Here is an 11,694-nt window from a genome sequence, read left to right as displayed (position 1 = left end):
ATATGGAATGACATCGCAAGAAACCGGACTGGACAGACGCTTCGTCCTCGCCAAGGCCATCGCCCAGGAGGCCGGCGCCATGGCGCTGGATTATTTCAACCGGCGCGATTCCCTGGTGATCGAGACCAAGCGCGATTTGCAGGACGTCGTCTCGATCGCCGATCGCAACGTCGAGCAACTGATCCGCCAGCGCGTCGAGGCGACGTTCCCGGAAGACGGCTTCCTCGGCGAGGAATTCGGCCATACGCCGGGAACCTCCGGCTACACCTGGGTCGTCGACCCGATCGACGGCACCGCGCCCTTCGTCAACGGCATGCCGAACTGGTGCGTCTCGATCGCGGTGCTGCACGACAATACGCCGGTCATCGGCGTCATCGGCGCACCCTGCCACAACGAACTCTACACGGCAGCAAGCGGCAAGGGCGCCAAGCTCAATGGCAGGGTGCTGACGCTCGACCCCTCCCGCACGATCCAGAACGCCATGACCGGCATCGGCGCCAACAGCTATGTGACGCCGGAAAGGGTGGGCGACATCGTCAGCCAGTTGCTCCATGCCGGCGGCAATTTCGTGCGCAACGGTTCCGGCGCGCTGATGCTCGCCTATGTCGCCGCGGGCCGGCTGGTCGGCTATTACGAACCCTATATGCACGCCTGGGATTGCCTTGCAGGCTACTGCCTCGTGAAGGAGGCCGGCGGCTGGTATCACCCCTTCCCGACGCAAGGCGAGGGGCTGACCAAGGGCGCACCGGTCGTCGCCGCCGGACTGAGCGCGCGGGCCGAGCTCGAAAAACTGGCAGGACTGGCCTGACGCTTCTCATCCGTCGATAGCAATGCCTGCTGCAACTTGCGCGCCGCCGCCCCGTCGGCGGCGTAAACACATGCCGACCAGCCGCGGCCGCGCGACGCCCTGAAAACAATCTGGCCATGCAGCAGCCCGATACCACCTCCTCGACTCCGTATAGGCTATATTGCCCGCTGGTAGGGGTGTGAAAATGTGGTACCCTTTTGCCATAATCGAGTGCGAAAATGCGCTTTGACTGAATCTGGGAGGGTTCATGGTCGAGATATTTTCGAAGCAGGACGGACCGCGTCGGGAGGACGCGCAAGTCAGACGGCTGATAGAGCAGAACCGCGGCGTCATCACGAAACTCGCCGATCACTTCAGCGGCGGCCTCTACTCGGAATCGAAAAAGCCGAAGATCGGCCCGCAGGCGGAAGGCCTCATCATCCATATCGGCGGGACGGCACCGGTCCACGCACCGGAACCGAAAATCCGCGTGACCGCCAACGGCCGCGTGATCGCCGTCGATGTCGGCACCGGGCGGCAATTGCACCACTTTGGCGATCTTCGCAGCCAGGACGGCGTCACGATGTTCGCCTTGGCGACGAAGGCCAATGGTTTCATTGCACCACTCGATGAGACGATGGCCGAGGCGCTGTCGGATATGAATGACGTTCCGGTCGGGGCGTCCTACGGAACCGCAGACCTGGCGGCCGATATCGGCCTGCGGCTTGGCATTCCTCCCGAGACGTGAGGACGAGGCGCACGCCTCCATCCGCGTAGACCCGTTTTGGCGTCAAGTTCCCTCGAACGTGGAATGTGAACAGCCGTATGAACCGAGATGTAAACACGCCGCGACATTCCGCGAAGGGCCGCCTTCCCGCGGCCGGCGATGTGATGCTGATGTCCGCCTACGACGAGCGCGTCACGATGCGCGCGTGGGAATCGCTGCTGGAGGGCAGGAACCCTTCGAACCGGTCCTCCCTACCCGTGCGCTCGACGATCAACGATTCCTGGCAGCGCTGCGCCACGGGCGGTATCGACGCCCAGCGAAACGAGGCGCCGATCGAAACGGACAAGGATGCGGTCGAAGCCCTTGCGAGAAGCAGGCCGGAGCTGCTGGCCGCCGCCCGCCGCCCCTTCCGGGCGATCGGCAAGCTTTTGGACGGCACGGGCGCGATGCTGATGCTCGCCGACGGTGAAGGCGTCCTGATCGACGTCATCGGCGACAAGAAGACCATTTCCGACGGGATGGACATTCATCTGGGCGTCGGCGGAAAATGGACCGAAGACGTTGTCGGAACCAACGGCATTGGGACGGCCCTTTGGACCGGGGAGCCGGTCTTCGTCCATGCCGCCGAACATTTCTGCGCCGGCATAAAAGCCTGGACCTGCGCCGGGGCGCCCATTCGCGATCCTTATGACGGCAAGGTCATCGGGGTCGTCGACCTGTCGGGCTATCCCGATATTTTCCGGCCGCACAACATCGCCCTCGTCACCGCGGCCGCGCGGGAAATCGAGCAGGCGCTCGCAGACGCGCAGAACGAAGAGCGGACGCGCTTGCTTGAGGCCTTCATCGCGTCGGCGAGCCGCTATCGTTCGAACGACGGCGTCATGATCATCGATCGCCATGGCCGCGCCATCTACAGCAGCAATGTGCCGGCTGCGGAAAGAAAGCGGTTCGGCGACATGATCCGCGGCGGTCCGGAGAGCTGTCGGTTGCCGGAGCTGAGCAACTCCGGCTTTCTCGACAGCATCGTCACCACGCTGCCCAAGGATATGCAATCCTGCCACATCTGCCCGCTGGAGCTGGATGGCGACGTACGCGGCGCGGCCTTCGTGTTTCCGAAGAGCGACGACGGCAGGACGGTCGCGATCGGCAGCAGAATTGCATCACAACAGGTCAAGGACGAAAGCGCGCTCATTATCGGGGAAAGCCCGGCCCTGCGCGCGGCCGTCGATATCGCCTGCAAGATCGGCGAGACGGAAGACGTCACATCGCTCTTGATCGAAGGGGAAACAGGCGTCGGCAAGGAACTCTTCGCCCGGCTCATCCACGCCGCCAGCCGCAAATCGGCAAACAGTCCCTTCATCGCGCTCAACTGCGGCGCCGTCACCAAGGAGCTTTTCGGCAGCGAGCTGTTCGGCCATGTCGGCGGCGCGTTCACGGGCGCCTCCCGCGAGGGCAAGCCCGGCGTCTTCGAGCTCGCCAGCGGCGGCGTCCTCAGCCTCGATGAAATCGGCGAGATGCCGCTCGACATGCAGCCCTTCCTGTTGCGCGTGCTCGAAGAGCGGGCGGTCAATCGGCTCGGCGACAGCCGGCTACGGCCGGTCGACGTGCGGCTTGTCGCCTCCACGAACCGCGACCTCAAGGTGGAGGTCGCAAACGGCCGCTTCCGCAAGGATCTGTTCTACCGGATCAGCACGGTCTCCATCTGCGTTCCGCCGCTGCGGGACCGCGGCAGCGACAGTCTGCTGCTGATCGAGCATTTCAATCGCAAACTGGCGGATCGCAGGGCAAGCCCGCCGCTGCGCTTCTCGAACCAGGCGCTGGACGCCCTGCTCGCCTATCGCTGGCCGGGCAATGTGCGCGAACTGCGCAACCTCGTCGAACGGCTACACCTGCTTTCGAACACCGGGCTGGTGGGTCTTGAGGATCTGCCCTCTGATGTGACCGAGCCCGCGCAGGACCGGACAACGCCCCAGACGGATGCAACCGACGCCGTCTTCAGCCTGGAGGATGCGGAACGCCAGGCAATCCGCTCTGCTCTAAGGGCCGAACACGGCAATCTCAGCAAGGTTGCCCAACGCCTCGGCGTGTCACGGCCGACGCTCTACCGCAAGCTCGAGCAATTCGGCATCAAGCGCGGTTTCATCTGAATAAGGAGACCCTGCGGCAATCGCTTGCCGCAGGGTGTCACGCCATCCGTCACGCGCGGCCGAGTTTCTCCGCGCCGCCGCCGAGCGCCGGCCCCTCGGTCGGATCCTCGTCTTCTTCCAGGTCACCGATCAGGGTTTCGGTGGTCAGGATCAGCGTGGCGACGGAGGCGGCATTGCGCAGCGCCGTATAGGTGACGCGGACGGGATCGATGATGCCGGCCTCGATCATGTTCTGATATTTGCCGACCGCGGCATTGTAGCCATATCCGCTGTTGACCCGCGTCACCTCCGCGATGATGGCATCCGGATCGCCGCCCGCATTGGTGGCGATGCGCCACAGTGGACGCGACAGGACGGACTGGACGAGCTTCACCCCTTCGGCGACATCGCCGCTGACGGTTGCCAGCACCGCGTCAAGCACCGGGGCGATCTGCGCCAGCGCCGAGCCGCCGCCCGCGACCACGCCCTCCTCGGCCGCCGCGCGCACCGCATGCAGCGAATCTTCGATCAGTTGGATGGTCCGCTTCTGTTCGACGGGGGTCACGCCGCCGGCATAGAGGATGGCGGAGCCGCCGGAGAGTTTTGCAAGCCGTTCGCGCAGCTTGTCCTGCTCGATATTCGGCGGCGCCGCCTCGAATTGACGCTGCACCTGGGCGCGCCGCGCGGCGATCGCCGCTTCGTTGCCGCCGCCGCGCACGACAGTGGTGTAGGACGCGCTGGTTCTCACCCGCTCGGCCGTGCCCAGATCCTCGACGGTCACGTCCTCGATACGCCCGCCAAGGTCGCGCGCGATCACGCGTCCGCCGGTCAGGATCGCCAGATCCTCCATCATGCCCTTGCGCCAATGGCCGTATTCCGGCGGATGGACGACGAGATATTTGCCGGTCTCCTGCTTCCCAAGAAGAGCGAGCACCGCCTCGGGCGAGACTTCCTCCGCCACGATCAGGAGCGGCCGGCGGGCCGCGTCGGCAAGGCGCCGGACGGCATCGAGGGATTGGGGATCCTTGATCTTCAGGTCCGTCATCAGGATATAGGGCCGGTCGAGAACCGCCTCCATCTTCTCCTGGTCGGTGACCATGTGATGGGAAAGATAGCCGCGCTCGAACGACATGCCCTCCACGACCTCCAGCGTCGTTTCGGTCGTCACACTGAACTCGGTCGAAATCGCACCCTTGGTACCGACGCGCTCATAGGCTTCGGCGACCAGCGCGCCGAGCGCCGGGTCGGTGGCGGCGATGTTGGCGACGGCGGCGAGGCTGCCGTTGCGCGCCGGCTTGGCGCTCGCCTTCAGCGCGTCCACGACCCGTGCCACCGCAAGATCGATGCCACGGCACAGATCGACGGATTTGGCGCCGCGTTCGCCGGCCTCTATGCCCTTCTGGACGAGCGCATTGGCCAGCACGATGGCGGTCGTCGTGCCGTCGCCGGCGATTTCGTTCGTCTGCATCGAGACTTCGCGAACGACCTGCGCGCCCATATTCTCGAAGCGATCGTGCAGTTCGATCTCGGAGGCGATGCTGACGCCGTCGCGGGTGACCATCGGCGTGCCGAGCGGCCGGTCGATCATGGCGTTCATGCCTTTCGGGCCGAGCGTCGGCTCGACGGCGGCGGCGAGTTTGCCGACGCCGCGGGCGAGCGCGCGCCGGGCGTCGGAATTGTGGAGCAGAATCTTGGGCATAGGTCCTCCTTCCGCCTTACGGGCGGTTTGTTGATTTGGCGCCTCTTGCAGAAAGGCGTTGTTTCAGTGCAGGCGTTTCAGGTCGCGTGCGCGGGAGCCGGCACGCGGTCCATGATGAAGTCGACAAGCGTCGGCTCACCGTCGATCACGTCCATTTCCTTGTATCGCGTGTGCTTCAGTCCCCGGCAAAGCGCGCCGTTGAACTCCATGTTGATGCGCACGCTGCGCAGGTCGGCGAGATAGGCACCGAGCGCATCCACCGGGATCCGGTCACCCTCCCAGGTAACGAAAGCCGCATCGTCCGGCCGCCTGTCCGGCCAGCAGCCGAGCAGCGCCTCCCGATAGCGCGGCTTCTGCTTTGCCGCCTCGCCGGCATCGAAGCCTGCGGCATCGAATTCAGACAGGTCCATGCCGACAATCTCGCCATCCGTAAGGCCCTGCTGACGCAGGCCCAGCAACACGGCCTCCTGGCGCCGCTTGAAGGCCTTCGCCCGGAAGATCGCGCGCAGGCTTTCAAGATCCTGATCGCCGGCGAGTTCGCCGAAGATCTCACCGAAGGCCTTCCCTTCGGCGATGCCCCTGTTCACCTCTTCGGCGAACATGTGATCGTGCAGCGTCACGCGGTAGGCGGGCGACCACGAGAGGGAATCGAGCGCCTGGCGCACGCCGTCCAGCATCAGGAAGGCGAAGTTCGGCGAGCACCAGTAGGTGGGCAGGCGGAAATCGATCTCCACGCTGCCGTCGAGCTTGATGAGAACGCGCTCGACGAACCCCATGGCGGTGACCGGCTCGTCCAGTTCCGGGTCGTTCACCTGTTCGAGACGCCGCCAGAGCTCCTCGCTCCGGCGGGCTGCGGACATACGGACCGGCGTCATCGTCCCTACTCCGCCGCGACGCTGAAGGGCGAATTGGCGAGTGCCGCCTTCTTGGCCTCGATGTCGATATCGTAGAGGCGGGCCGCATTCAGGCCGAGGATCTTTTCCTTGATCTCCGGCGTGAGATCGACGCCGCGCTCCTGCTTGATGTCCTCGGGCAGTTCGAAGGCCCAAAACTTCTCGACCAGCCAGCGCGGGGTCCAGATCGCGTAATCCGACCCAAACAGGATTTTTTCCGGGCCGGCCCAGAACAGCAGTTCGGAGATGACTTCGGCGAAATAACGCGGCCGCGAATGGATGAAGGGCAGCGCCACGGCGAGGCCGCCATAGACATTGGTTTCCTGCACGGCGATCCAGCAGAAATCGTCGAGGCGCGGCAAGCCGCAATGCTCGACGATCCAGTTGAGGTTCTGGAAATCCGTCGCCGCATAGTCGACGTCATGCACGTCGAACGCATCCTTGTTGAGTGGAAGGATGGTCGGTCCCTTGTGGACGTGCACGTTCTTGATGCCGAGTTTTTCGCACAGCTCGAAGCACCGGTAGGCATCCGGATCGTTGAGCTTCCATCCCTTGGAGGCACCGTTCCACTCGGCCGTGTACATCTTCACGCCCTTGATGTCGTAGGTCTCCTTCATGAAATGGATGTATTCCAGCGCCTTTTCGCCGTCGCGCGGATCGAAGGAGCCGTTGACGATGAAGCGCTCGGGATAGCGCTTGGCCATCTCGGCATTCTTCTCCACCGTGTTGAAGCCGTTCTTGTAAAAATCCTTCAGATAGGTCGACTGCACGATCGCCACGTCGTCCGGCCCGTCGATGAAGAGGTCGTGATAGAGGTCGTCGGCGGTGTATTTCTCGAACTTGCTCTTTTCCCAGAGCTGTTCCTTGGGACTGAGCGCCGTGTGATAGGCGTAGAAACATTCGACGAACTGCTTGCCGTGAATGTTGCGCTGGTTTTCCGGGCTCCCGTCCCAGAAATGCGTGTGGCCGTCGACGATGAAGATTTCCTTGCCTTCCGGTGTCCTGAACATTGTCTGCCTCCAAAACGAATGTGTTGAGCAATCCGGCGCACCGAAATCGCGACGCGCCGGTCAAGGGGTCGTCAGATGTATTCGAAGACCTCGTCCATATCGCCGAACAGGATCACCTCGTTGTCGTCGATACGCACCATCCGGCCGTAGTGGGTGGAGGTGTTCACCTCGAAGATTTCCGCGGTCATTTCGCGGCCGAGATATTCGCTGATGTCGTCCATCTTGAAGATCAGCTTGCCGTTGCCGTCGATGCGGATCATCGCCGGCTGGTAGGTGACGGTGACGCCAGGCTTCTTGCCCATGAACTCGGCGATGGCCCGCGCCTCGACGGAATCGTTCATGGTGACGCCACACTGGTGGGAGATCGTCTGTTCGAAGGTGATGTCCTTCATCGCCTTGAAGATGTTGGACTGCGACGCGTCGCGTGCTGCTGTAGACATGCTGAATTCTCCCTTGATTAGCGCTTCAGGCCGAGTTCGCCGAGGATCTGTGCGATGCGCTCTTCAGAAGAGGCCCGCACGTCCTGGAAGGAAATCGGCTTGGAATGCGGCATCGACCAGATCGGCTGGAGGCCGATGGCTGCCTTGTCGGCGAGCGCGCCGTGCTTCTTGATCCAGCCCTGGAACAGCGCCTTGTTGGCGGCACCATGGACCTCGTCATTGGCGAGCAGGTAGATGAGGTCGATCGTGTTGGCGAGGTTGCGCTCGTAGTCGGCTTCCGCGGCCGACACCACCGGCGGGGTGATGAAGTCGTGATTGGCGGCCGACGCCTGCATCAGGAAGCCGGAGCGAAACAGTTCGCCGACCAGCGGTTCGAAGACGATGTTGATCGCGAAATACTGTTCCAGATAGTCGGTCGCGCCCATGATGGTTTCGATGGCTTCGCGCGTGCCCTGCCACACGCTGTCTTCCAGCCAGTGCTTCTTGCCCAGTTCGTCGTCCCAGCCGGGAATATCCATGCCGATTTCGGCGAGATAGAGCGTGATGTCCTGCGCGAGCCGGAGCTTGTAGGAGGAGTTGGTCAGCGTGGCGTTGTTGATCATCTGGGTGTAGCCGTAGCGCTGTGCCTGCATCAGCGAGGTGCCCAGCCCGAATTCGGCATGTTTCCATGCGCCCAGATGCGCCTGCAGAATCTTGACCCAGGTCTTGTCGAAGGTTTTCGGCGCGCCGGCCCGGCGGGCGTTGGCGATGACGCTCTGCACCATCGTCTCGATCTTCGACTGACGCTGGTAGTGGGTGCGCTCCCATTCCTGGTCCGGCGCGCGGAAGGCATGCCAGTTGGAGCTTTTCGCCGCCGTGTTGTCCTTGACGTAAGCGCCCTTGCCATCGGCGAACGAGATGATCCAGTCCTGGATCAGGTAGCGTTCCGGATCGGGCTGGACGTCGACGGTCACGTCCTCGTAATGCGTGGCGCGCTGGCCCTTGGGATCGTAGTAGCGGTATTTCCGGCTGTCGGAATCGGCAAAGACCGCGGAACCCGCCGCACCCGATCCGATTGAAGTCGCTGTCGCTGTCATAGTTTCTCACTCCCTTGTTGCAGGTGGTTTTCGGACTTCCCGGGTCCGTTCAGTGGCCAGGCGTGGTGGCGCCGGACGAGGTGGTGAACTTGTCGAAGAAGATGCGCTCCAGCTCGAAGCCGTTCATGAAGAGAACCGGCTGCAGGGCGTCGATCATCGGCGGCGGGCCGCAGGCATAGACATCGCCCTCGCCGTCGATGCCGAGCTGTTTAAGGATGGCGTCGACGCTCTGGTGCACGAAACCCCGCTCGCCCTCCCATCCGCTCGCCTCGTCGGCATGGGACAGGACCGGGATGAAGGTGACGTCCGGATAGGCGCTGAGGAGCGCCTCTATCCGGTCGAGATAGAACAGGTCGTCAGGCGTGCGGGCGCCGTAGAAGAAGTAGACCGGACGCGTCTCGCCGCTCTTCACATGGTCGTTGAGGATCGACCAGACCGGCGACATGCCGGAACCGGCACCGACCAGCACTAGTGCTCCCTGTCGCTCCTCCCGCCGGAAACAGGTTCCGTAGGGTCCGACGACGGTGACCTCGGCTCCGACGCGGATGCCTCCGGAATCGAGCTCTCCGGAGAACTTTCCTTCGGGGTATTTCTTGATGATGAAGGAGAGTTTCTGGGTTTCGTGCGGCGTATTTGCCATGGAGAACGAGCGCGTAATCGTCTCCCCTTTTTCCGTGGTGACCGTGATGTCGACATATTGCCCCGCCCAGAACTTCATCGGGGAGCTGAGCTCGATCTCGATGCCGCGGATATCGTGGGTCAGGTTCTCCTTGGCGGAGATCCGGCCGCTGAATGTCTTGACGGCAATCGATTTCGCCAGAACCTCCTCGTCGTAATTGAGAAGTTCGACTTCCATGTCGGAATAGGCGATCGACCGGCACAACAGAATGTGGCCGGTATCCTTCTCCATGTCGTTGAGCGCAAAGGTCGAGTATTTGAGCATCTCGACTTCGCCGTCGAGCAGCACGCACTTGCAGGCGGAACATTGCCCTTCCTTGCAGCCGTGCGGCAGCGCGATCCCCTGGCGGAACGCGGCGTTGAGAACCGTCTCGCCATGTTCGACCTCGAACTCGACGCCGACCGGCTCGAGGCGGACCTTGTGTGCTTCCTGATGTCGTTTTTGAGCTTCTGCCATGCTGGAACCTCCCAATTCCCGATCCCGGACTGTTGCGGGGGCCGGCCGAAACCGGCCTCCGCGGGTCGTAACCCGGTGAAAAGGCTTCAGTTGATGGCGTTGATCTTGAAGCCCGCGCGGTACTCGGCGAGGTGCTGCTCGCGGGCGGCCGGCGACATTTCGCGAAGCAGGGTCAGCGGCGACAGGATGGTGTGGCCGCGGATATCGTCCAGCGTCCACATGTCCTTGGCGTCGAAGCTCAGATGCGGTTGCGGAATGAGCGTCTTGCCGTCGGAGCGGATGAAGTTCAGGTCCTTCATCGCATCGCCGAGATCCCAGCCATGATAGACGGTTTCCCATTCGCGCTTGCCGCTGAAGCGGCCCATGGCAGGCGTCGGCCGGCCCTGGTATTCGTCGGAAAACGCCTCGACGGCGGTCCAGCGGTCCAGTTCATGGGCGAAGGTGTGGATCTGCCCGTCGATCTCGTCGACCACGATGTCCTCGCGGATAAGGCAGGGCACCAGGCAGCTCCAGCAGCGATGCGGATAGACGTAGCCGACGTCCTCGTTGAAGGTGATGATCTTCTCGCCGCGCTTGCTGAGCTTGGCATGCCATTTCCAGAAGTCGCCGAATTCGGCATACCAGCCCGGATATTTGTGCTCGAACCATTCGAAGTCCTTGTCGGTCTGGGCTTCGATGCGCCAGAAGTTCAGCGGCCAGCCGACCGTGAAGAACTGGGCGACCTTGTGCACGTAGTTCTTCTTGGTGATGCGGTTCCAGGCTTCGTGCACGTCGTCGTGATGGACCTTGATGCCGTATTTTTCGAGCGGCAGCATGTAGGTGCGGTAATAGTCCTCGAAGATCCAGCGGTGCCACATCTCCGCGTAGGATTCCTTGTTCTTGTCGCGGTTGGTGGTGCCGTATTCGATCAGCGTGCCGATGGCGGCATCGACGATCGCGTGGTTCTGCCAGAAGGCGTAGCGCAGGTCGCGCTCCAGAAGCAGGTGGTTCTCCGGCTCCTTCAGGGCGGCCATCAGCAGCGAGTGGCCGTTGCCGATATGACGGCTTTCATCGGACTGGACGGACAGGAACACGGTCGGCAGCGCGTAGTCGCCGTTGCGGGCGGCTTCCGAGGGCATGGCTACGAACAAAGTGTTGGTGAAGGCCGTTTCGGCGACCACCGTCAGGTACATGCAGGCCGACGTCATCACGTCGCCCGTGATGAAGCCTTCGCCGAACTGGCGGCCGATGGTCGTGGCGTAGCACTTGCCGAAGGCTTCCTCGGTAATATCGAAGCCCGCCGGGTCGATATAGTTCTCCATGTACCATTTCTTGAGGTTCATCTGGATGGTCGAGTGGCGGAACTCGTCGACCATCTGCATGGTGAAGCCGGTGCGCAGGTCCTCGCCGGGCGCGATGCGCGCCACCATCGCCATGGAGCGGGCGGCCGAGATTTCCGGGAAGGGAATGATGGCGAGGAACAGCTTCATCCACTCCACCCAGCGCGGCTGGACGTTGCGGAACATGTCGCCGCGCAGCGCCGCATCGAGCGCGCCGTAGACGCGGTTGTCCTTTTCCTCCTGCATCGGGAAATAGGACCGCAGGACCTGCTTCATCGGATCGCGCGGCGCCTTGGTGATCTTGTAGTCCGTCGGAAACGTCATGGCTTCCTGGACATAGGTCGGGTTCCAACCGAGGTCGGAAATCTTCTTCGTCGCCTCGCCGACGGATATGCCGCGCTGCGAAGTAATCTTGTTGAGCGTCAAAGACGACATCGTCATTAGCCTCCACTGTGTTTGAACCGCGAGCCTCCCGGCTCCGG

General features: G+C 62.8%; 10 protein-coding genes. 3 read left to right on the top strand and 7 right to left on the bottom strand.

What is annotated here, in order from left to right:
- The first annotated feature begins 7 nt into the window (after positions 1–7).
- The 3 genes from J2Y63_RS00250 to J2Y63_RS00240 all read left to right on the top strand — a co-directional run bounded on the left by J2Y63_RS00250 (position 8) and on the right by J2Y63_RS00240 (position 3,661).
- The gene (locus tag J2Y63_RS00250; protein WP_435264387.1) at positions 8–808 is read left to right on the top strand and encodes an inositol monophosphatase family protein; all 801 of its coding nucleotides are present in this window, start codon (positions 8–10) and stop codon (positions 806–808) included.
- A gap of 247 nt (positions 809–1,055) precedes the next feature.
- A complete protein-coding gene (locus tag J2Y63_RS00245; protein ID WP_435264386.1) occupies positions 1,056–1,535 on the top strand; it encodes a hypothetical protein in 480 nt (159 codons plus the stop codon).
- 149 nt (positions 1,536–1,684) lie between these two features.
- Positions 1,685–3,661, top strand: coding sequence for a sigma-54-dependent Fis family transcriptional regulator (locus J2Y63_RS00240; protein ID WP_435264385.1), 1,977 nt, complete (start codon positions 1,685–1,687; stop codon positions 3,659–3,661).
- A 49-nt stretch (positions 3,662–3,710) separates the two neighbouring features.
- Here J2Y63_RS00240 and J2Y63_RS00235 read toward each other — a convergent pair whose 3' ends face one another.
- The 7 genes from J2Y63_RS00235 to J2Y63_RS00205 all read right to left on the bottom strand — a co-directional run bounded on the left by J2Y63_RS00235 (position 3,711) and on the right by J2Y63_RS00205 (position 11,653).
- Positions 3,711–5,339 (bottom strand): molecular chaperone GroEL, encoded by a 1,629-nt coding sequence (locus J2Y63_RS00235; RefSeq protein ID WP_435264384.1) that lies wholly within the window; start codon positions 5,337–5,339, stop codon positions 3,711–3,713.
- Between the two features lie 77 nt (positions 5,340–5,416).
- Complete coding sequence (locus J2Y63_RS00230; protein WP_435264383.1) at positions 5,417–6,214, bottom strand: iron-sulfur cluster assembly protein; 798 nt, start codon at positions 6,212–6,214, stop codon at positions 5,417–5,419.
- A 5-nt stretch (positions 6,215–6,219) separates the two neighbouring features.
- The gene (locus J2Y63_RS00225) at positions 6,220–7,242 is read right to left on the bottom strand and encodes an amidohydrolase family protein (RefSeq protein ID WP_435264382.1); all 1,023 of its coding nucleotides are present in this window, start codon (positions 7,240–7,242) and stop codon (positions 6,220–6,222) included.
- A 71-nt stretch (positions 7,243–7,313) separates the two neighbouring features.
- Positions 7,314–7,682, bottom strand: coding sequence for an MmoB/DmpM family protein (locus J2Y63_RS00220; RefSeq protein WP_256115241.1), 369 nt, complete (start codon positions 7,680–7,682; stop codon positions 7,314–7,316).
- Between the two features lie 17 nt (positions 7,683–7,699).
- Positions 7,700–8,758 carry an aromatic/alkene monooxygenase hydroxylase subunit beta gene (locus tag J2Y63_RS00215; protein ID WP_435264381.1) on the bottom strand — a complete coding sequence of 353 codons (1,059 nt, stop codon included), beginning with the start codon at positions 8,756–8,758 and terminating at the stop codon, positions 7,700–7,702.
- Positions 8,759–8,807: 49 nt separating this feature from the next.
- On the bottom strand, positions 8,808–9,893 hold the full coding sequence (locus J2Y63_RS00210; protein ID WP_435264380.1) for an NADH:ubiquinone reductase (Na(+)-transporting) subunit F: 1,086 nt from the start codon (positions 9,891–9,893) through the stop codon (positions 8,808–8,810).
- Between the two features lie 86 nt (positions 9,894–9,979).
- Positions 9,980–11,653: an aromatic/alkene/methane monooxygenase hydroxylase/oxygenase subunit alpha gene (locus tag J2Y63_RS00205; protein WP_435264379.1), complete on the bottom strand. Its 1,674-nt coding sequence runs from the start codon at positions 11,651–11,653 to the stop codon at positions 9,980–9,982.
- Positions 11,654–11,694 lie beyond the last annotated feature (41 nt).

Source organism: Shinella sp. BE166 (genome assembly GCF_051201095.1).
Lineage (GTDB): Bacteria > Pseudomonadota > Alphaproteobacteria > Rhizobiales > Rhizobiaceae > Shinella > Shinella lacus.
This window is presented reverse-complemented; position numbering and strand designations above follow the sequence as displayed.